At 63.7% G+C, this 19,918-nt stretch carries 18 protein-coding genes; 3 read left to right on the plus strand and 15 right to left on the minus strand.

Going from position 1 to position 19,918, the window contains the following annotated elements; translation table 11 throughout:
- Positions 1-136: 136 nt before the first annotated feature.
- The 11 genes from M5G11_RS23380 to M5G11_RS23430 form a co-directional block, all read right to left on the minus strand.
- Positions 137-781, minus strand: coding sequence for a methionine ABC transporter permease (locus M5G11_RS23380; RefSeq protein WP_273913143.1), 645 nt, complete (start codon positions 779-781; stop codon positions 137-139).
- Positions 771-1,892 carry a methionine ABC transporter ATP-binding protein gene (locus M5G11_RS23385; RefSeq protein ID WP_273913144.1) on the minus strand — a complete coding sequence of 374 codons (1,122 nt, stop codon included), beginning with the start codon at positions 1,890-1,892 and terminating at the stop codon, positions 771-773. Before M5G11_RS23385 ends, M5G11_RS23380 begins: the two co-directional genes overlap by 11 nt.
- Position 1,893: 1 nt before the next feature.
- Positions 1,894-2,700: a MetQ/NlpA family ABC transporter substrate-binding protein gene (locus M5G11_RS23390; protein WP_273913145.1), complete on the minus strand. Its 807-nt coding sequence runs from the start codon at positions 2,698-2,700 to the stop codon at positions 1,894-1,896.
- A complete protein-coding gene (locus M5G11_RS23395; RefSeq protein WP_273913146.1) occupies positions 2,693-4,099 on the minus strand; it encodes an LLM class flavin-dependent oxidoreductase in 1,407 nt (468 codons plus the stop codon). The genes M5G11_RS23390 and M5G11_RS23395 overlap by 8 nt, the downstream gene beginning before the upstream one ends.
- A gap of 1 nt (position 4,100) precedes the next feature.
- The gene (locus M5G11_RS23400; RefSeq protein WP_273913147.1) at positions 4,101-5,306 is read right to left on the minus strand and encodes an SfnB family sulfur acquisition oxidoreductase; all 1,206 of its coding nucleotides are present in this window, start codon (positions 5,304-5,306) and stop codon (positions 4,101-4,103) included.
- A gap of 20 nt (positions 5,307-5,326) precedes the next feature.
- A complete protein-coding gene (locus M5G11_RS23405) occupies positions 5,327-6,568 on the minus strand; it encodes an SfnB family sulfur acquisition oxidoreductase (protein WP_273913148.1) in 1,242 nt (413 codons plus the stop codon).
- 207 nt (positions 6,569-6,775) lie between these two features.
- Entirely contained in the window at positions 6,776-7,450 is a 675-nt protein-coding gene (locus M5G11_RS23410; protein ID WP_273913149.1) for a hypothetical protein, read from the minus strand.
- 177 nt (positions 7,451-7,627) lie between these two features.
- Positions 7,628-8,386, minus strand: a complete 759-nt coding sequence (tcyN, locus tag M5G11_RS23415; protein ID WP_273913150.1) for an L-cystine ABC transporter ATP-binding protein TcyN — start codon at positions 8,384-8,386, stop codon at positions 7,628-7,630.
- A 3-nt stretch (positions 8,387-8,389) separates the two neighbouring features.
- The gene (gene tcyL / locus M5G11_RS23420; protein ID WP_273913212.1) at positions 8,390-9,055 is read right to left on the minus strand and encodes a cystine ABC transporter permease; all 666 of its coding nucleotides are present in this window, start codon (positions 9,053-9,055) and stop codon (positions 8,390-8,392) included.
- Complete coding sequence (tcyJ, locus tag M5G11_RS23425) at positions 9,055-9,855, minus strand: cystine ABC transporter substrate-binding protein (protein WP_273913151.1); 801 nt, start codon at positions 9,853-9,855, stop codon at positions 9,055-9,057. Before tcyJ ends, tcyL begins: the two co-directional genes overlap by 1 nt.
- Positions 9,856-9,973: 118 nt before the next feature.
- Entirely contained in the window at positions 9,974-10,972 is a 999-nt protein-coding gene (locus tag M5G11_RS23430) for a D-cysteine desulfhydrase (RefSeq protein WP_273913152.1), read from the minus strand.
- Between the two features lie 195 nt (positions 10,973-11,167).
- Here M5G11_RS23430 and epsC point away from each other — a divergent pair, with 195 nt between their 5' ends.
- Positions 11,168-12,100 (plus strand): serine O-acetyltransferase EpsC, encoded by a 933-nt coding sequence (gene epsC, locus M5G11_RS23435; RefSeq protein WP_273913153.1) that lies wholly within the window; start codon positions 11,168-11,170, stop codon positions 12,098-12,100.
- A 352-nt stretch (positions 12,101-12,452) separates the two neighbouring features.
- A complete protein-coding gene (betT, locus tag M5G11_RS23440) occupies positions 12,453-14,414 on the plus strand; it encodes a choline transporter BetT (protein ID WP_273913213.1) in 1,962 nt (653 codons plus the stop codon).
- A gap of 90 nt (positions 14,415-14,504) precedes the next feature.
- Here betT and tauD read toward each other — a convergent pair whose 3' ends face one another.
- From tauD to tauA, 4 genes are read right to left on the minus strand one after another with little or no spacing between them, the layout of a single operon-like run.
- Complete coding sequence (gene tauD / locus M5G11_RS23445; protein WP_273913154.1) at positions 14,505-15,338, minus strand: taurine dioxygenase; 834 nt, start codon at positions 15,336-15,338, stop codon at positions 14,505-14,507.
- 18 nt (positions 15,339-15,356) lie between these two features.
- Positions 15,357-16,196, minus strand: a complete 840-nt coding sequence (gene tauC, locus M5G11_RS23450) for a taurine ABC transporter permease TauC (RefSeq protein WP_273913155.1) — start codon at positions 16,194-16,196, stop codon at positions 15,357-15,359.
- Positions 16,193-16,987: a taurine ABC transporter ATP-binding subunit gene (gene tauB / locus M5G11_RS23455; RefSeq protein WP_273913157.1), complete on the minus strand. Its 795-nt coding sequence runs from the start codon at positions 16,985-16,987 to the stop codon at positions 16,193-16,195. Before tauB ends, tauC begins: the two co-directional genes overlap by 4 nt.
- A gap of 13 nt (positions 16,988-17,000) precedes the next feature.
- Complete coding sequence (gene tauA, locus M5G11_RS23460) at positions 17,001-17,978, minus strand: taurine ABC transporter substrate-binding protein (RefSeq protein ID WP_273913158.1); 978 nt, start codon at positions 17,976-17,978, stop codon at positions 17,001-17,003.
- 551 nt (positions 17,979-18,529) lie between these two features.
- Here tauA and M5G11_RS23465 point away from each other — a divergent pair.
- Positions 18,530-19,864: an OprD family porin gene (locus M5G11_RS23465; RefSeq protein WP_273913159.1), complete on the plus strand. Its 1,335-nt coding sequence runs from the start codon at positions 18,530-18,532 to the stop codon at positions 19,862-19,864.
- Positions 19,865-19,918: the final 54 nt, after the last annotated feature.

Consider the following 19,918-nt stretch of genomic DNA (forward strand, 5'->3'; position numbering starts at 1 on the left):
GCAAGTCTGGCGCCCGGGTTTCTTTTTGGTTGGCATACATGCACCTCTTGCTCATGTTATGCCCGAACACAAAATTTCTGACACCCCCCGCCGGCAAGGCCGGCTCCCACACATGAATCTTTGTGGGAGCCCCAGATCAGCGCTTGTTCAACCCCTTCGCCAACCGATCCCCACCCACCTGGATCATCGCCACCAACACCACCAGCATCACGATCACCGTCAGCATGATCTGGCTGTCAAAGCGCTGGTAGCCATACCGGTAGGCAATATCCCCCAACCCTCCAGCACCAATCGCCCCGGCCATCGCCGAGGAGTTGATCATGGTGACCAGGGTAATGGTGAACCCCCCGACAATCCCCGGCAGCGCCTCCGGCAACAACACATGCCAGACGATATGCCAGCGCCGGCAACCCATCGCCTGCGCCGCCTCGATCAAGCCATGGTCCACCTCACGCAAACTCACCTCGGCAATCCGCGCAAAGAACGGCGTTGCCGCAATGGTCAACGGCACCACCGCCGCCCATACCCCATACGTGGTGCCGACAATCAGCCGGGTGAACGGGATCAGCGCCACCATCAGAATCAGGAACGGGATCGAACGAAACAGGTTCACGAACGCCCCCAGCACCCGGTTCACCCCAGGCGCCTCGAAAATGCCGCCCTTGCCACTGGTCACCAGGATCACTGCCAACGGCACCCCCGCGAGCAAGGCAATCAATGACGACACACCGACCATCAGCAGGGTGTCCAGCACCCCCTGCAACAAACGATCAAACCACATAACCCAGCACCTCCACCTGCGCCGCCCACTGCCGGGCCCGCTCGATCACGCCGGCATGGCCATGCACCGAGCCGGCCACCGACACCACCAACTGCCCCAAGGCCCGCTCCTGGATCGGTTCGATGCCGCCCTGCAGCAAACTCACCTGCCCACCCAGCGCACTGAACAGCGCCGACAAATCCGGCGCCTCGGCATCGCGCCCGCTCACCCGCAAACGCAATACAATCGCGGCTTGTGCGCTCGGCGGCGCAACCTGCAAACGCGCCTGCACGCTCTGCGACAAAGGCGGCTGCAACGGCGCCAGCAAGGTGCGACTGACCGCGTGCTGCGGGTCGCCAAACACTTCCCACACCGCGCCCTGTTCCACCACGCGGCCGCGCTCCAGCACCACCACCCGATCACAGATGGCGCGAATCACCGCCATCTCGTGGGTGATCAGCACAATGGTCAGCCCCAGGCGTTGGTTGATGTCGCGCAGCAGGCCAAGAATCGACTCGGTGGTCTCCGGGTCCAGCGCCGAGGTGGCTTCATCGCACAGCAGGATCTGCGGGTCATGTACCAGCGCGCGGGCAATGCCCACCCGCTGCTTTTGCCCACCCGACAACTGCGCGGGGTACACCCGGTGCTTCTCCTGCAGCCCGACCAACTCCAGCAGCTCACGCACCTTGCGCTCGCGCGCGGCCTTGGGCACGCCGGCAACCTTCAGCGGCAGCTCGACGTTCTGCCACACGGTCTTGGCCGACATCAGGTTGAAGTGCTGGAAGATCATGCCGATGCGCCGACGCAGCGCCACCAGCCGGTCTTCGTCGTATTCGCCGATGTCCACCTGATCGATCAGCACCCGCCCGCCGCTAGGTTGCTCCAGGCGATTGATGGTGCGGATCAACGACGATTTGCCGGCCCCACTGCGGCCGATGATGCCGAAAATTTCCCCGCGCTGGATGTTCAGGTCGATGTCCGCCAGCGCCGGTGCGTCCTGCCCTGGGTAGGTCTTGTTCAAGCCGATGAAACGGATGTGCGCGTTGTGCAGCTCCGGGTGCAGCGCGCGCTGTTGCGCCTGCTGCAACGGGGCGAAGGGGAGCGCCGTCTGGTGGGCGGTGGCGGCCGTCATCTCAGCTCTCCCAGCCCGGCTGGTACAGCGTGCCGTGGGCCTTTTCCAGTGCTGCGCGAACTGCCGGCGAGTGCTGGTAGATGTCGATGAACTTGGCCAAACGCGGGTCGGCCTTGTTCTGCGGCTTGATCACGAACTGGATCACGTATTCCTTGTGGTCCAGGCCGTCGAACAGCAACGCGGAGCGCGCATCGAAGGTGTTCGCCAAACGGATATAGGCCGGGTAGCCCTGCACCAGGTCCGCATCGTCATACGCGCGTACCAGCTGCACGGCCTCGACCTGAAGGATCTTCAGTTTCTTCGGGTTGGCGATGATGTCTTCTTCGGTCGCCTTGTAGCCCACGCCCGGCTTGAGGGTGATCAGCCCCGACTTGGCCAGCAATTGCAGGCCACGGCCGCTGTTGATCGGGTCGTTGGCGATGGCGACGCTGGCGCCTGCGGGCAACGCCTCGAAGCTTTTGTATTTTTTCGAGTACAGGCCGACGTTGTTGATGATCCCCGGTGCATAGGGGACCAGGTCGAAACCGGCGGCGGCCTTGGCGTTTTCCAGGAACGGGATGTGCTGGAAGTAGTTCACGTCGATGTCGCCAGCGGCGAGGCTGACGTTGGGCGCGATCCAGTCGCTGAACTCGATCAGCTCGACTTTCAGGCCCTGCTTCTTGGCTTCATCCACCGCCGCTTCCAGGGGAATGGCGAAGGCTGCGGTGGTGCCGATTTTCAGTGGGGCGTCGGCGCCGTGGGCGGCGCCGGTCAAGCCCAGGGCCAGGGCAATGGCCGCGACAGGGCGGGTCAGGAAGGTCTTAAGCATGCTCTAGCGCTCCAGTCGGGATTGAGGTTGCAGGTCGGTCGGCAGGCTGGCGATAGCTGGCGCCGGGGTGGTCTGCTGGCAGGTGGGCGTTGCCGTCGCTGAACAGCTTTTCGCGCAGGCTGCCGGGTTCATAAGCGGTCTTGTACGACCCGCGTTTTTGCAGCTCGGGGATCACCAGGTCGATGAAGTCGACATAGCTTTCCGGGGTCACGGTGCGGGTCAGGTTGAAGCCGTCCAGGCCGGTCTCGGCGATCCAGCTTTCCAGTTCATCGGCGACCTGGCTTGGCGAGCCGACCAGGGTTACGTAGCGCCCGCCCAAGGCGTGCTGGTCGAGCAGCTTGCGGCGGGTCCAGTCGTTGTTTTGCAGGTTCTTGGTCGCCGACTGGATGGCGTTGCTCTTCACATACTGGATCGGCTCATCCAGCTCATAGGCGGCAAAGTCGATCCCGGTGGAGCTGGAAAAATGCGCCACACCGGCCTCGGCGCTGGCGTAGCGCAGGTACTCGGCATGCTTGGCATGGGCCTGCGCTTCGCTGCGGGCGACGATCACCGTGATGCCCATGAACACCTTGATCGCCTGGCCATCGCGCCCGGCCGCCACCGCCGCTGCGCGGACCTTGTCGACCTGGGCGCGGGTCGCCGCCTTGTTCTGGCCGCTGATGAACACGCACTCGGCATGGTTGCCGGCAAAGCCCAGGCCGCGCTCGGAGCTGCCGGCCTGGAACAACACCGGCGTGCGCTGGGGCGACGGCTCGCAGAGGTGATAGCCCTCGACCTTGTAGAACTCGCCAAGGTGCTCGACCTTGTGCACCTTGTCGGGCTGGGCATAGATGCGCTGTTCGCGGTCGTTGACCACCGCGCCGTTTTCCCAGCTACCTTCGAGCAGCTTGTACAGCACCTCCAGGTACTCGTCGGCCTGGTCATAACGCCGGTCGTGCTCGGGTTGCTGCTCCAGGCCCACGGCCTTGGCGGCGCTGTCCAGGTAGCCGGTGACAATGTTCCAACCCACCCGGCCACGGCTGAGGTGATCGAGCGTCGACAGGCGTCGGGCGAACAGGTACGGCGGTTCGTAGGTGAGGTTGGCGGTCAGGCCGAAACCCAGGTGGCGGGTCACGGCGGCCATGGCCGAGACCAGCAGCAACGGGTCGTTGACCGGCAGCTGGATCGACTCCTTCAGCGGCACGTCGACTGACTGCTGGTAGACGTCGTACACCCCGACGATGTCGGCGATGAACAGCCCGTCAAACAGCCCGCGCTCCAGCAACTGGGCCAGTTCGGTCCAGTATTCGAGGGTCTTGTAGCGGCTCGAGGTGTCCCGTGGGTGGGTCCACAAACCGTGGTTGATGTGCCCGACGCAATTCATGTTGAAGGCGTTGAGCAGGATCTTTTTCTTGGCCATGTCAGATGGTCCCCCGCAGTGGTGGGTTTTCATCGTTGAGGTAGTAGTTGCCGATGGCGTGGTATTTCCAGCGCACCGGGTCGTGCAGGGTGTGCACCCGCGCATTGCGCCAGTGGCGGTCCAGGCCGTGTTCGGCGAGGGTGGCCTGGCTGCCGGCCAGCTCGAACAGCGTGCTGCCGGCGGCCAGCGAGATTTCGCTGCTGAGTGCGCGCACTTCGGCCACGGCAATGGACGCAGCCGCAACGCTGTCGGCGTTGGTGTCAGCCTGGGCGCGGTCGAGGAACTCGCCGGCACGTTCCAGCAGTTCTTCGGTCGCGTGTAAACGAATCGCCAGGTGGCCGAAAGACTTCAAGGTCAGTGGGTCGTCGATGGCCTTGTCGAAACCGGAGTCGATCCATGGCCGGGTGCGCGTACGCACGAAGTGCAGGGCATCTTCATAGGCGGCGCGGGCGATGCCGGTGTCGATGGCGGCGTGAAGAATCTGGGCCAGCGGCCCGACCGGGGTCGGCCGTTCGAAGGCACTCTGGAATGGCACCACGTCGGCGGCGGCCACGTACACGTTGTCGAACACCACCGAGCCACTGCCGGTGGTGCGCTGGCCGAAGCCGCTCCAGTCGTCGATCACCGTCAGGCCGGTGCTGTCGGCCGGCACGAAGGCCAGCTGCTGCACGCCCTGTTCATCGACCACCGAGGTCGGGATGCGCTGGGCATACAGCGCGCCGGTTGCGTAGAACTTGCGGCCGTTGATGCGGTAGCCGTCGCCCTCACGGGTGAGTGCGGTGGTGCGCTCATGCGCGGTTTTGGTGCCCAGCTCGGCCAGCGCGTTGCCGAAACGCCGGCCGGCCAGGACCTCGGCGTAAAGCCGCTGTTGCTGCTCGGGGCTGCCATTCACCCGTAGCACTTCCAGGGCATAGAAATGGTTCTGCGGAATCTGCCCCAGCGAGGCATCCGCCTGGGCGATGCGGGCGATGACCTTGGCCAGGGTGACGTTGGACACGCCGGCGCCACCGAAGGCCTTGGGCACGCTGATGCCCCACAGGCCGGAGCGCGAGAACAGCGCCAATTCTGGGTGCGGCAAGCGCCGTTCGCGGTCACGCAGAGGGCTGTCCTGGCGCAGCAGGGCGGCCAGTTCGTCGGCAACGGCCAGGGCCTGGGCGTCACTGTGGATTACCGCGACGTCACCGAGCGGTTGTACAGAAAGGGTCATAAGGGGCTCCAGTGGTCTGGTTAAATCCAGGAATGCCGGGCAGGCAACGTACCGTTGAGGTGATAGGCACCCACGGCGTGGTATTTCCAGCGCACCGGGTCATGCAGGGTGTGGACGCGGGCGTTGCGCCAGTGCCGGTCGAGGTTGAACTCGGCCAGGGTGGCGCGGCTGCCCGCCAGTTCGAAAAGCTTTTCGCTGGCCAGCAGCGATACCTCGGTGGTCAGCACCTTGGCTTCGGCCACGGCAATCGAGGCACGGGCGGCGCTCTCGGCGCTGAGCGGGGTTGCGTTGACGTCGTCGAGCACCTGCGCGGCTTTGCGCAGCAAGGCCTGGGCGGCATGCAGCTCCAGCGTCAGGCGACCGATGTCGGCAATCACGTAGAGGTCATCGCTGGCGCGCTCGACCTTGGCGTCGATCCACGGCCGCGCACGCTCACGCACAAAGGCAATGGCGTCCTGCACGGCGGCTTCGGCGATGCCGGCATCAATCGCCGCCTGGATCAGTTGCGAGGCGGCGCCCTGGATGCTCGGCACATCGCCCTGGCGCCAGGTGTCGATCACCAGTTCGGCATCGACCGGCACGCGGTCCAGCAGCACGGTGCCGCTGGCCGTGGTGCGCTGGCCGAAGCCGGACCAATCATCGACGATGCGCAGGCCCGGGCTGCCCCGGCGCACGAACGCCAGCACCTGGCGACCGTCGTCGTCGAGTGCCTTGACCGCCACCCAGTGGGCAAACAGTGCGCCAGTGGAATAGAACTTCTGCCCGCTGAGGGCGTAGCCGTCGCCTTCGCGGCTGATCCGCGCCTTGAGCTCCAGGGTGTGCCTGGTGCCACGCTCGGGGCCGGCATTGCCGATCCGCCAGCCATTGAGCACCGAGGTGAACAGCCGCTGCTTCTGGGTTTCGGCGGCCGTCACGCGCAGCAGTTGCAGGATGCCGAACTGATTCTGCGGGATCTGCCCGAGCGCCGGGTCGGCGGCGCTGATGATGCGAAACACCTCGGCAATCGTGGCGTAGGAAACGTCCGCGCCGCCGTAGGCTTTGGGAATGCTGATGCTGCCCAGGCCGCTGCGGGTGAAGTGTTCGATTTCTGCCCAGGGCAGCTTGCGCTGCTGGTCGCGTCGGGCCGCTTGCGTGCGGGCGATGGCAGCGAGCTCATGGGCGGCTTGCAGGGCCTCGGCGTCGTTGCGCAGCACCTTGGCCGGCAACAGCAGTGGGGCGCTGTCCACATCACTGTGGACGACAGTGTTTGCCAGACTGGACATCAGTGCCGCTCCTTGGCTGCGCTCAATGCCCTGGCGTTATGCACTGGGGTGATTGTGTTCCTGACCATACCTAACCTCACGTCGTGGGATGCGTCGCCGCAAGTGCGCGGCGACAGCGATGCGTTGGTCCGGTGGTCCGGTTCATATACCTTAATCGCGTATAAAAACTAAATAAACTAACCTTTAGGAATATGCATAGAAGTGCCGCTACGCGCTGCCCTCATGCACGCGCAGGCAGGTGGCAGGCGCCCAGCCAGAGGCATTGCCGACCCGGTCGAGCACGCAGTAGCTCAGCTCCAGGTGTGGGTCGGCGCCGGCTTCGACGATCAGTTCGGTGGGGATCCGTGCGCTCACGGGCTGGTCGAGTGCGGCTGCGGATAGCGGCGCCAGGTCCAGGCGCAGATCACCCCAGGACAGGGTGATGGCGTCGCCCTCGGCCATGTTGCGGTAGGGCTCGATGCGCACGTCCAGGCCTGGGCCCAGGCGCTCGGCGAACACGCCTTCGCGCAGGTAGTGAGGCGCGACTCGAATCGCCAGCAGGGCCGCAGGGCCATTGAGCTTGACCGCCACTTCGACGGGCGGCGAACGCCGTGGGCAGCACCCGGGTTTGAGCAGGCGATAGTGAAAACGCTGCACCCCGCTGTGCAACAAGTGGGCGGGGATGCCCAGTTCAAGCGGCTGGCCGAGCGCCTGCGCGGTCAAGCTGCGAGCCACCACAAAGCGGTTGCCGCAGAACAGTTCGAGCAGGTCGCCAGGGGCCATCGGCGGGCCGGTCTCGACCTGGGCGACAAGGTGGGCGGCCGTGTGCCTGCCAATGCCGCCGGGGGCGACATGGGGCAGGAGCAGGGGCGGCAGTTCAGATCCTTTGACTGCGTGGGGCATGGCGATGGTCCTGGTGCTGATCGAGTCGGGAGAGAGGCACGAGGGACTGGTTATTTGCCAGAACGCCAGGCGAGTCAAGGCACGCCATGGCCCTCCGGGCTGGCGTGCTGGAAGTTCAGAGCAGTCCTACCGCGAGCGCGGCAGGAGGGTGGGGGGCGTCGGGGCGCGGTCCGGGTTTCAGCCGACCTGCTGGCTGCCGAGGATCTTGCCGAGGAACTGCCGGGTGCGTTCTTCCTGCGGGTTGGCGAACAGCGCCTTGGCCTCGCCCTGTTCAACGATCACCCCCTTGTCGAAGAAGATCACCCGGTTGGCGACATCACGGGCAAAGCTCATCTCGTGGGTGACGATGACCATGGTGCGCTTCTCTTCGGCCAGGCCACGAATGGTCGCCAGCACTTCGCCGACCAGCTCCGGGTCGAGGGCTGAAGTCGGCTCGTCGAAGAGGATCACCTCGGGCTCCATCGCCAGCGCCCGGGCAATCGCCACGCGCTGCTGCTGGCCACCGGACAGGCGCCGGGGGTAGGCGTCTTCCTTGCCCGCCAGGCCGACCTTGGCCAACAGCTTGCGGCCCAGCGCCTCGGCTTGCTCGCGGGGAGTCTTCTTGACCACCAGCGGGCCTTCGATGACGTTTTCCAGTGCGGTGCGGTGCGGGAACAGGTTGAAATTCTGGAACACGAAGCCGACCTGCTGGCGCAATTTGCGGATCAAACCGCTTTGCTGGGTCAGCGGGCGAGTGGCGTCGATGCTCACGTCGCCTACCTGGATGCGCCCGCTGCTGGGGGTTTCCAGCAGGTTCAGGCAGCGCAGGAAGGTGGTCTTGCCCGAGCCGCTGGGGCCGATGATGGCGATGACCTCGCCGGCCTCCACGGTCAGGCTGATGTCGTTGAGCACGGTCTGGCCGTTGAACTGCTTGCTCAGGTGTTCTACCCGGATCATGCCTCAGGACTCCTGGTCGTGTCGGTTGACCCGCGCTTCCAGGCGGTTCTGCAGGTGTGCCAGAACGCTGGCCAGCACCCAGTAGATGAGCGCGGCGGCAAGGTACATGGTGAAGACCTCGAAGGTCCGGGCGGTAATCAATTGGGCCTGGCGGAACAGCTCCGGCACCTGGATGGTGGCCGCCAGGGCAGTGTCCTTGACCAGCGAAATGAAACTGTTGCCCAGCGGTGGCAGGGCCGTGCGCGCGGCTTGCGGCAGGATCGCCCGGCGCAGGGCCTGGCCACGGGTCATGCCGATGCTCGCGGCAGCCTCCCACTGGCCACGGTCGATCGAGCTGATCGCGGCACGCAGGATTTCACAGGCATAGGCGGCCATGTTCAGCGAGAAGCCGATCAGCGCCGCAGGTAGCGGGTCCAGTTCCAGGCCGATTTGCGGCAGCCCGTAATAGATCACGAACAGCTGCACCAGCAGCGGCGTGCCGCGAAAGAACGACACGTAGACCCGCGCGGTCCAGCTCAGCAGCTTGAACCGCGACAGGCGCATCAGCGCCAGGCCGAAGCCCAGCAGCAAGCCGAAGAACATCCCGCCGAGGCTGAGAACGACCGTGAAATACGCGCCCTTGAGCAGAAAGGGCGCGGAATCGAGGGCAAGCTGCAGGCTGTTTTCGATCATTGGGTTACGTCAGCACCGAAGTATTTCTCGGAGAGCTTGGCCAGGGTGCCATCGGCGCGCAGCTTGTCGAGGGCCTGATTGATCGCCTCAAGCAGTTCCGGCTCGCCTTTGCGCAGGGCCACACCGGCTTCCTGACGCGAGAAGGCCTCGCCTGCAGCGGCGGTGTCCGGGGCTTTCTTGGCATATTCAAGCGCAGCCAGGCGGTCGATCAGGGTGGCATCGATGCGGCCGTTTTTCAGGTCCTGGAACTTGGTCGGATCATCGTCGTAGGTCTTGATGACCGCTTGCGGGACGTTTTCCTTCAGCCACTGCTCATAGTTGGTGCCCAGGCCGACGCCGACTTTCTTGCCAGCCAGATCAGCCGCCGACTTGATGTTCAGCGTCTCGACGTTTTTCTTCAGCACCAGGGCCTGGATACCCGAGACGGTGTAGGGCTTGGAGAAGTCGTACTTCTTCTGGCGCTCTGCGGAAATGGTTACCTGGTTGACCACTGCGTCGAGGCGCTTGGACTCCAGGGCCGCGAGGATGCCGTCCCATTTGGTCGGCTGGATCTTGGCCTTGACCCCAAGCTCCTTGGCCAGTGCCTCGGACAGTTCCACTTCGAACCCGGCCAGCTTGCCGTCGGCATCAACGAAGCTGAACGGCGGATAGGTGCCTTCCAGGCCGATGTTGATCACGCCCTTGTCCTTGATGGTCTTCAACTGCTCGCCGGCAACTGCCTGACCGAGCAGGCTGGCGCCTAGCAACAGCGCCACACCGGCGCCCAGTACCTGCTTACCGAAAACGGAAATCGTCATGTCTCAGCCCCAATGTTGTTATGTGGTGGGTGGTGACTATAGGGTGGTGCTAATAGGCTTAAAAATAATATAAATTCATTTTCTTATATCTATATCAACTAAGCCTGTGTGTACTCACTCATCTCTCCCAGACCTCAGGGTAGGCGAATAATGCGGGTGCCCCGCCGGTATGCAGAAAAATCAGCGGGCCATCATTGAAGCGCTGCCGGGCGATGCCGTCGAGCAGGCCGGCCATGGCCTTGCCGGTGTACACCGGGTCCAGCAGCAGGCCCTCCTGGCTGGCCAGCAAGCGGATTGCGGCGAGGGTGCCGGCGTTGGGTTCGCCGTAGCGCGGGGCGAAGTATTCGTCCCACAGCTCGACTTTGAACGCGGCCGGCAGCGGCACGCCCAACAGTTCAGCCGTACGTTGCGCCAAACCTTCGACCTTGGGCCGCTGGGCTTCGTCGCTGCGCGACACGGTCACGCCGATCACCGGCAATTGCGGCAAGGTCTCGGCCAAGGCCAGGCCCAGGCCGCTATGAGTGCCCGCGCTGCCGGAGGCGAGCACCACGCCGGCGAATGTCTGGCCGCTGTGTTTGATCTGCTCGGCCAATTCCAGGCCGGCGCGTACATAACCCAGGGCACCGAGGGCATTGGAGCCACCAATGGGCACGATGTAGGGTTTTTTCCCGCTGGCATGCAGGCGCACCGCCAGCGATTGCAGTTGCTCGTCGGCGTTGTCGAGGTTATCCACAAGCTCGACCTTGGCGTCGAACAGCTCCAGCAGCAGGCGGTTGCCGTTGCCCTGGTAGTTCGGCGACTGGGTGGCAATCGGGTTTTCCAGCAACGCGACGCACCCCAGGCCCAGGCGAGCGGCGAGGGCGGCGGTCTGGCGCACATGGTTGGACTGGATGGCCCCGGCGGTAACCAGGGTGTCGGCGCCCTTGGCCAGGGCATCGGCTGCCAGGTATTCGAGCTTGCGCAGCTTGTTGCCGCCCAATGCCAGCGGGGTGAGGTCATCGCGCTTGATGTAGAGGTCGCGCCCGGCCCAGGCCGAGAGGCGCTGGAGTTTCTCCAGCGGGGTCGGCGCACCGAGCAGTTCCAGACGATTGAAGCGGGAAAGCTGTCGTTCGATCATGGTCTTTGGCTGGCAGGAAGAAAGTTCGACTATAGGCACGGCTGCGGTTGCGGGCAACTAGGCCGGCTTATGCCCCATATATAGCAAACGGGAATAAAGCGATGTTTTTTACCCCCCCGGCATTTGCCGTAGAGTGAGCTCCCAGGAGAGCGGCCCTTCCCTTCAAGTCATCGCCGCCGAGTCAGGAGAATCACCGTGAGCGACACCCCGCAAACTGGGTACTGGCAACTGAAGAACATCGTCGGCCAACTGCGTTCGGCCCGTGATGAATGGCGAAGCCGCAATGGCCGCAGCAGCGGCGAGCAGGGCGGGCGCGAGCTGCCTTCGCGTGAGGCGATTCGGCATATCCTCGAGCAACTGTGCGGGGCGTTGTTCCCGATGCGCCTGGGCCCTGTGGACCTGCGCGAAGAAAGCGAGGACTACTACGTCGGCCATACCCTCGATGCGGCGCTGACCGCGTTGCTCGGCCAGGCCAAGCTTGAATTGCGCTATGCCGCGCGCCATGGCAACTGCAACGCCAGCGAAGTGGACGCCAAGGCCCTGCGCCTGATCCAGGATTTCGCGGCGGCCCTGCCGGGTTTGCGCTCCCTGCTCGATACCGATGTGCTGGCGGCCTATCACGGCGACCCGGCGGCGCGCAGCGTGGATGAAGTGCTGCTGTGCTACCCGGGCGTGCTGGCGGTGATTCACCACCGCCTGGCGCACCACCTGTACCGTGCCGGCCTGCCGTTGCTGGCGCGGATCAGCTCGGAGTTGGCGCATTCGAGCACCGGTATCGACATTCACCCGGGCGCGCAGATCGGCCCGAGCTTCTTTATCGACCATGGTACGGGTGTGGTGATCGGCGAGACCGCGATCATTGGCGAGCGGGTGCGTATCTACCAGGCCGTGACCCTGGGCGCCAAGCGCTTCCCGGCGGATGAGTCGGGGCAACTGCAAAAAGGCCAGCCGCGCCACCCGATCGTCGAGGACGATGTGGTGATCTATGCCGGGGCAACTATTCTGGGACGTATCACCATCGGCAAGGGTTCGACCATCGGCGGCAACGTGTGGCTGACCCGCAGCGTCGCGGCGGGCAGCAACCTGACCCAGGCGAACCTGCAGCACGATGACGGGACCCAGAAGTAAGTAGCGTTCTGATCACCTCTGTGGGAGCCGGCCTTGCCGGCGATGGGGCCAGTACACTCAGCCGAAATGCAGGGTTGATTGGCCAATCGCCGGCAAGGCCGGCTCCCACATGAGGGTGTTGTTTACAGTGGTTTGAGCCAGGTTTCACAGGTGAGCAAAAGCGGCATAAGGTCGCACCGCGACCCCATCCATGTTTAACTTGAATGCTTGTTCAAGTTAAAACGGTGGTCCGCTGCCGGCGTTCAACAGGAGGAAACCCTTTGCTGAACCCGTTCAACCCAACCCTCATTCACCCTCACGAGGTGCACATCCCATGAGTGCGCCATCCCCGATGCCTAGCGGCAAGATCCGCATGAACCCTCCGGTGTTCTACTTCGCCGCGAGTTTTATCCTGCTGTTTGGCCTGGTGGTCATCAGCAACCCGCAAGCCGCCGGCGAGTGGCTGCTGGCCGCGCAGAACTGGGCGGCCAACACGGTCGGCTGGTACTACATGCTGGCCATGACCCTGTACCTGGTCTTCGTGGTGGTCACCGCCTTGTCCGGCTACGGCAAGATCAAGCTCGGTGCCGACCACGACGAACCCGAGTTCAGTTACCTGTCCTGGGCAGGCATGCTGTTCGCCGCCGGCATCAGCATCACGCTGTTCTTCTTCTGCGTCTCCGAACCCCTGACCCACATGCTCCAGCCGCCGCAAGGCGAGGCCGGCACCGCCGAGGCCGGGCGTCAGGCGATGCAGTTGCTGTTCCTGCACTGGGGCCTGCATGGCTGGGGGGTGTTCGCCTTCGTCGGCATGGCCCTGGCCTACTTCGCCTATCGCCACAACCTGCCGCTGGCACTGCGCTCGGCGCTGTACCCGCTGATCGGCAAACGCATCAACGGCCCGATCGGCTACGCGGTCGATGGCTTCGGCATCATTGCCACGGTGTTCGGCCTGGGCGCCGACATGGGCTTTGGCGTGCTGCACCTGAACTCGGGCCTGGAGTACCTGTTCGGCGTCTCCCATACCCAATGGGTGCAGGTGATCCTGATCACCCTGATGATGGGCGCGGCCGTCGCCGTGGCAGTTGCCGGGGTGGAGAAGGGCGTGCGGGTGATGTCCGACATCAACATGTTCCTGGCCTGTGCGCTGCTGCTGTTCGTGCTGTTCGCCGGGCCAACCCAGCACCTGTTCAATACCCTGATCCAGAACCTCGGCGACTACCTCGGGGCCTTGCCGCGCAAGAGTTTCGATGTGTACGCCTATTCCCAGGCCAACGACTGGCTGGGCAACTGGACGGTGTTCTACTGGGCCTGGTGGATTGCCTGGGCGCCCTTTGTCGGGCTGTTCATCGCACGGATCTCCCGTGGCCGGACCATCCGTGAATTCGTCTTCGGCGTGCTGCTGATTCCGCTGGGCTTCACCCTGGCGTGGATGTCGATTTTCGGCAACAGCGCGATGTTCCAGGTGCTGGAGCATGGCATGACGGCGCTGGGGCAATCGGCCCTGGACGACCCGTCGATGACCTTGTACCTGCTGCTGGAAACCTACCCGTGGAGCAAGGCGGTGATCGCCGTCACGGTGTTCATCAGCTTCGTGTTCTTCGTGACTTCGGCCGACTCCGGCACCGTGGTGCTCTCTACCCTGTCGGCCACTGGTGGCCATGCGGACGAAGACGGGCCGAACTGGTTGCGGGTGTTCTGGGGCGTGATGACCGCGCTGGTGACCATCGGCTTGCTGTTCGCCGGGAGCATCGATTCGTTGAAATCGGCGGTGGTACTGACCTCGTTGCCGTTCTCGGTGATCTTGCTGGCGATGATGTGGGGGCTGCACAAGGCCTTCTACCTGGAGTCGCAGCGCCAGATTGCGCAGATGCATTCGCTGGCGCCGTTCGCCAATTCGCGGCGTGGGCGCGGGGGCTGGAAGCAGCGCCTGAGCCAGGCGGTGCATTTCCCTTCGCGTGACGAGGTATATCGCTTCATGGACACCGTGGTACGTCCGGCGATTGCCGAGGTGACCGAGGTGTTCGCCGAGAAGGGACTCAACGTCATCACCCAGGAAGACCCGAGCCACGACAACGTCAGCCTGAAGATCGGCCATGGTGAAGAGCAGCCGTTCATTTACCAGGTGCAGATGCGCGGGTATTTCACCCCGTCATTCGCGCTGGGCGGGCTGGGTACGCAGGAGTTGAAGAACCGTCGCTATTACCGGGCGGAAGTGCACCTTAGCGAGGGCAGCCAGGACTATGACCTGGTGGGCTACAGCAAGGAGCAGATCATCAACGACATCCTCGATCAGTACGAGCGGCATATGCAGTTCCTGCACATGGTGCGTTGACCTTCCGGGCCCTATCGCCGGCAAGGCCGGCTCTCACAATGCCTCTGTGGGAGCCGGCCTTGCCGGCGATGGACCGCGCAAGCGGTCCCATCAGAACGGCGCATCCCCAAGGATCGTCGCCCGGTGCATCACCCGCCGCTGCGGCCGGTAGTCATCCACCGCATAGTGCTGGGTCACGCGGTTGTCCCAGAACGCCACGTCGTTTTCCTGCCAACGCCAGCGCAGGGTGAACTCCGGCCGCGTCGCATGGGCGAACAGCAGCTTCAGGATCGCCTCGCTCTCCGCCTCGCCCAGTTCATTGATCCGCGTGGTAAACCCTTCATTGACGAACAGCGACTTGCGCCGGCTGACCGGGTGCGTGCGAATCACCGGGTGAGACAACGGCGGGTTGCTGCGCCGTGTCGCCTCCCAGCGTTGCAGGTCTTGCGGCGTGCTGCCAAAGCGTTCCAGCGGGAACGACTTGGTGAAATCGTGGGTCGCCGTCAGCCCGTCGAGCAACTGCTGCATCGGTGCCGACAACGCTTCATAGGCGGCAATCCCGCTGGCCCACAAGGTGTCGCCGCCATACGCCGGCAACTGCTTGGCACTGAGCACCGCGCCCAGCGCCGGGGTTGGCAGGAAGGTCACGTCGGTGTGCCAGATGGCGTTGTCGCGCACATCGGTGACGGCGGTGTCGAGCACCAGCACCTGCGGGGTTTCCGGCACGTTCGGGTAGATCGGATGAATATGCAGGTCACCAAAGCGCGCGGCAAAATTCGCCTGCTGCTGCGGGTTCAGTGGCTGCTCGCGAAAGAACAGCACCTGGTGCTTGAGCAGCGCTTGCTCGATGGCGTCCCGCGCCTCTTGGCTGATTTCACGGCTCAGGTCGACGCCACTGATCTGCGCGCCCAGCGCCGGGCTCAAAGGGGTAATGGTCAGGCTCATGTCGGTCTCGCTAGGTTCTCAGTGGCTCTGGCCATGCCAGGGCACCAGTTTGCGTTGCAGGGCACGCAGGCTCATTTCCAGGGCAAAGGCGATCAGGGCAATCACCAGGATCCCCAGCACCACCACGTCGGTGACCAAAAACTGCGCCGCCGACTGCACCATGAAGCCCAGGCCGCTGGTGGCGGCGATCAGTTCGGCGGCCACCAGGGTCGACCAGCCCACACCCAGGCCGATGCGCACGCCAGTGAGGATGTCTGGCAGGGCACTGGGCAGGATCACATGACGAATCAGCTGCCAGCGGCTGGCGCCCAACGACTGCGCTGCGCGGACCCGCGCCGGGTCGACGGTGCGCACGCCGGTGGCGGTAGCAATGGCAATCGGGGCGAAGATCGCCAGGTAGATCAGCAGGACTTTCGACAGCTCGCCGATGCCGCACCAGATCACGATCAGCGGCAGGTAGGCCAGCGGCGGAATCGGCCGGTAGAACTCGATCAGCGGGTCGAGAATGCCCCGTGCAATGCGGTTGTAGCCGATGGCGATGCCCACCGGGATGGCCGTCAGGACCGCCGCACCCAGGGCCAGGCCGATACGCCCAAGGCTCGCGCCCAGGTGCTGCCACAACGTTGCATCCATATACCCCTGGGTCAGCAGCAACCAGGCTTTGCCCAGCACCGCCTCGGGCGATGGCAGGAACAACGGTTCAACCCATTCGGCCGCCGTCACCGCCCACCACACCAGCAGCAGGCCGAGCAGGGTCAGGCTGCTGATCCCGCGGGTGCTCAGGCTGCGTCGAGGGCGGGTGGGGGTGGGTGGGCTCGTCGCGGGCGTGGCCACCACCGGAAGGTCCAGGCTGCTCATGCGTACCCCTGCCGCGGGGCGGCGCTGCGTTGAGAAAACACCCGGGCGAGCACATGCTCGCGGGTCTCGATAAAGCGTGGGTCGGACTTGATCGCCCGCGCCGATTCACCGGCCGCATAACGCTGGCCGAAATCCAGCTGCAGGCGCTCGACGATCTGCCCCGGGTTGGGTGCCAGCAGCACCAGGTCGGTGGCGAGGAATACCGCTTCTTCAATGTCGTGAGTGATCAGGAACACCGGCTTGGCGGTGCGCTGCCAGACCTGCAACAGCAGCTCCTGCATCTGTTCGCGGGTAAACGCATCGAGGGCGCCGAAGGGTTCGTCCATCAGCAGCACGCGCGGGTCGGCGGCCAGTGCGCGAGCCAGGCCGACGCGTTGCTTCTGGCCACCGGACAGTTGCCAGACGCGCCGCGCTGCGAAGTCCGCAAGGTCGACCAGGGCGAGCATCTCGCGGGCTTTGCGTTCGCGCGGCTCGCGCGCCACCCCGGCCAATTCCAGGCCAAAGGCAACGTTGGCCAGCACGTCCTGCCAGGGCAGCAGAGCGTCGTCCTGGAACACCACGCCACGCTCAGCGCTTGGGCCCTGCACCGGTACACCGTCGAGGGTGATGCGCCCGGCGCTGGGCGCGACAAAGCCGGCAATCAGGTTGAGCAGCGAGGTCTTGCCGCTGCCCGAAGGGCCGAGGGCGACCAGCAGTTGCTGCGGCCCCAGGCTCAGGTTGATATCGGCCAGCACCGGGTCGGCGGCGCCGGGGTACTGTGCGCTGATGCGCTCCAGCTCTAACAGGGCCATGGTGACTCCGGTTTCAGTTGGCGATGAACTTGGCGCTGACGTACGGCGAGTAGTCCGGCAGCACCGCCTCGACCTTGCCTTGCTCTTTAAGGAAGGTGGCGGTGTCGGTGATCGCCTGGGTGGTCGGCGAACCCAGCGCAGCGACCTGGTCGGCGGCCAGCGGGTAGACGTTGCCTTGCAGCAGGGCCGGAATGTCGCTGGTCTTGGCACCGGACAGCTTGGCGACTTTCTCTACATTGCTGGCATTGGCCAGCCAGGCTTGCGGGTCTTTGCGGTAGTCGGCGTAGGCGTCGAGGGTGACCTTGGCGAAGGCCTTGACGATCTCCGGGTGCTTGGCAGCGAAGTCCTTGCGCACGATCCAGGCATCGAAGGTCGGTGCGCCTTTTTTCGCCAGCTCGCCGGAGGTGATCAGCACCTTGCCGTTTTCCTTGGCTACGCCCAAGGCGGGGTCCCATACATAAGTGGCGTCAATGTCGCCGCGCTTCCAGGCGGCAACAATCGCCGGTGGTGCGAGGTTGAGGATCTGCACTTTGGACGGGTCGATGTTCCACTGTTTCAGCGCGGCCAGCAGGCTGTAGTGGCCGGTGGAGACGAAGGGCACGGCGATCTTCTTGCCGACCAGGTCCTGCGGTGAGTTGATCCCGGCGCCGTCGCGGGCGACCAAGGCTTCGGCGGCGCCGATCTGGGTGGCGATCAGGAAGGTTTCCACCGGCAACTTGCGGGTGGCGGCCGCGGCCAGGGGGCTGGAGCCGAGGTAGCCGATCTGCACATCGCCGGAGGCCACGGCGGTGATCACGTCGGCACCGCTGTCGAATTTGCGCCAGTCGATGCTGGCCTTGCTGGCTTTTTCGTAGCTGCCGTCGGCCTGGGCCACTTTGGCCGGGTCGACGGTGGTCTGGTAGGCGACGGTCAGGTCGGCCGCCTGGGCAAACCAGCTGGCGCCGGCGAGGGCCAGGGCGGTAATCAGGCGCAGCGGAGTGTGCAGGGTCATGGTGAACTCCTTGTCAGGCGGTCGGTGAGGATCGAGTGCCAAGAAGACTAGATGATCTAAGAAACTTAATATAAATAACTTTTTAGAATTAGCTTAGGAGCCAAATAGTCTGTAGCCGCTGCCGTCAGGCTGCGCTCGCCTGCAACGCAGGCGCCGCTTTTGGGAGCCCTTGCGGGCTTCAGCGCAGCCTGACGGCAGCGGCTACAACAGCTGGGATTTCCAGGATGACAGTAAAAAAGCCTTCTATTTGATCTAAAAGAGCTGCCAGCAATTTCCTTTAGAAATCAGCCCGCCTGCCGATGATGTCTCCACAGAAATATTTGGGATATATATCCGAATAATCTGAAAAATTCTGAAATAAGGCTTTTTGGAATTAACCAATAGTCTTTATCCTTGCCCACCTGGGGCGGCGCATTAGACCAAAGTAGTGAAATGATTCGTTACGATTGACTTGACGGTCACGCTTTGGCGCTAATCGCCCATCGTCACAGAGCGGAGCAGTAGATTCCGCCTTAACGACACACAAGAATTAGAACGTAAAGGAGCAAAACATGTACAAGTCCACCTTGGCTATTGCCGTGGCCGTCGGGGTTCTGGCCCAGCAAGCAGGTGCTGCCGGTTTCGTAGAAGACAGCAAGGCCAGCGTTACTGCCCGTAACTTCTATATCAACCAGGACAACCGCAACAACCTGGCGGGTTCGACCAACAACAAGCCATCCAAGCAGGAAGAGTGGGGCCAAGGCTTCATCTTCAACTTCACCTCGGGCTACACCCAAGGCACCGTTGGTTTCGGTATCGATGCCATCGGTCTGGCCGGTTTCCGCCTGGATTCGGGCAAGGGCACTGCCTACAACAAGAACAGCGTCAACAAAGGCGGCCTGGTCTTCCCAAGCGACAGCGATGGTCGTGCGGTTGAAGACTTCAGCAGCCTGGGCCTGACCGGCAAGGTCAAGTTCTCGAAAACTGTTGCACAGATCGGCACCCTGATGCCGAAGCTGCCGGTCGTTAACTACAACGACGGTCGCCTGCTGCCACAGACCTTCGAAGGTGGTCAGATCACCTCCAACGAGATCGACAACCTGACCCTGGTCGGCGGTAAGCTGGAACACGCCAAAGGCCGTAACTCGACCAACAACGAGTCGCTGGCTATCGCCGGTGCGGGCGGCGCTGCAGGCGTGCGTAGCAATGCGTTCTACTACGCAGGTGCTGACTACAAGATCACCAAGGACCTGCTGGCTCAGTACTACTACGGCAACCTGGACGACTTCTACAAACAGCACTTCCTGGGCCTGACCCACAACCTGGCACTGCCAGTGGGTAGCCTGAAGTCTGACCTGCGTTACTTCTACAGCGATTCGGATGGCAAGAATGCCAGCGCTGAAGGCCGTCTGGCTGGCTACAAGGCTTCTGGCTACCAGAACAACGGTGAAGTTGATAACCGTACCTGGAGCGCCAAGTTCACCTACAGCCTGCAAGGCCACGCGCTGAGCGCCGGTTACCAGCGTATCAACGGTACCAGCGACTTCCCGTTCCTGAACCAGGGTGACGGTTCGTCCAGCTACCTGATCACCGACGTACAGATCGGCAAGTTCCAGCGTGCAGGCGAGCGTACCTGGCTGGCGCAATATGCCTATGACTTCGCGGCCATCGGCGTACCAGGCCTGACCACTTCGGTGATCTACCTGAAAGGCACCAACATCAACGCGGCACAGAGCGACCGTTCCGAGTGGGAGCGCGACTTCACCCTGGGCTACGTGATTCCAGAAGGGACCCTCAAAGGTCTGGGCCTGGCGTGGCGTAACGCTTCGCTGCGCTCCGAAGCCGCGGGCCAGCGCGACCAGGACGAGAACCGTCTGATCGTCAGCTACACCTACAACTTCCTGTAATACGGTCGTTGCAAGAGAAGCCCCGCCCACGTGCGGGGCTTTTTTTCGCCTGTA

Origin of the sequence: Pseudomonas fontis, from assembly GCF_028656955.1 — a bacterium.
GTDB classification, from domain to species: Bacteria; Pseudomonadota; Gammaproteobacteria; order Pseudomonadales; family Pseudomonadaceae; genus Aquipseudomonas; species Aquipseudomonas fontis.

Excerpts from the sequence above, each read along its gene's own strand:
- M5G11_RS23400 (WP_273913147.1), bottom strand. The coding sequence starts at position 5,306 with ATGACCCTTTCTGTACAACCGCTCGGTGACGTCGCGGTAATCCACAGT.
- tauA (WP_273913158.1), bottom strand. The coding sequence starts at position 17,978 with ATGACCCTGCACACTCCGCTGCGCCTGATTACCGCCCTGGCCCTCGCC.
- tcyJ (WP_273913151.1), bottom strand. The coding sequence starts at position 9,855 with ATGACGATTTCCGTTTTCGGTAAGCAGGTACTGGGCGCCGGTGTGGCG.
- M5G11_RS23430 (WP_273913152.1), bottom strand. The coding sequence starts at position 10,972 with ATGATCGAACGACAGCTTTCCCGCTTCAATCGTCTGGAACTGCTCGGT.
- M5G11_RS23405 (WP_273913148.1), bottom strand. The coding sequence starts at position 6,568 with ATGTCCAGTCTGGCAAACACTGTCGTCCACAGTGATGTGGACAGCGCC.
- tauB (WP_273913157.1), bottom strand. The coding sequence starts at position 16,987 with ATGGCCCTGTTAGAGCTGGAGCGCATCAGCGCACAGTACCCCGGCGCC.
- M5G11_RS23390 (WP_273913145.1), bottom strand. The coding sequence starts at position 2,700 with ATGCTTAAGACCTTCCTGACCCGCCCTGTCGCGGCCATTGCCCTGGCC.
- tauD (WP_273913154.1), bottom strand. The coding sequence starts at position 15,338 with ATGAGCCTGACCATTACCCCTTTGAGCCCGGCGCTGGGCGCGCAGATC.
- tauC (WP_273913155.1), bottom strand. The coding sequence starts at position 16,196 with ATGAGCAGCCTGGACCTTCCGGTGGTGGCCACGCCCGCGACGAGCCCA.
- M5G11_RS23385 (WP_273913144.1), bottom strand. The coding sequence starts at position 1,892 with ATGACGGCCGCCACCGCCCACCAGACGGCGCTCCCCTTCGCCCCGTTG.
- M5G11_RS23380 (WP_273913143.1), bottom strand. The coding sequence starts at position 781 with ATGTGGTTTGATCGTTTGTTGCAGGGGGTGCTGGACACCCTGCTGATG.
- M5G11_RS23410 (WP_273913149.1), bottom strand. The coding sequence starts at position 7,450 with ATGCCCCACGCAGTCAAAGGATCTGAACTGCCGCCCCTGCTCCTGCCC.
- tcyN (WP_273913150.1), bottom strand. The coding sequence starts at position 8,386 with ATGATCCGGGTAGAACACCTGAGCAAGCAGTTCAACGGCCAGACCGTG.
- M5G11_RS23465 (WP_273913159.1), top strand. The coding sequence starts at position 18,530 with ATGTACAAGTCCACCTTGGCTATTGCCGTGGCCGTCGGGGTTCTGGCC.
- betT (WP_273913213.1), top strand. The coding sequence starts at position 12,453 with ATGAACCCTCCGGTGTTCTACTTCGCCGCGAGTTTTATCCTGCTGTTT.
- M5G11_RS23395 (WP_273913146.1), bottom strand. The coding sequence starts at position 4,099 with ATGGCCAAGAAAAAGATCCTGCTCAACGCCTTCAACATGAATTGCGTC.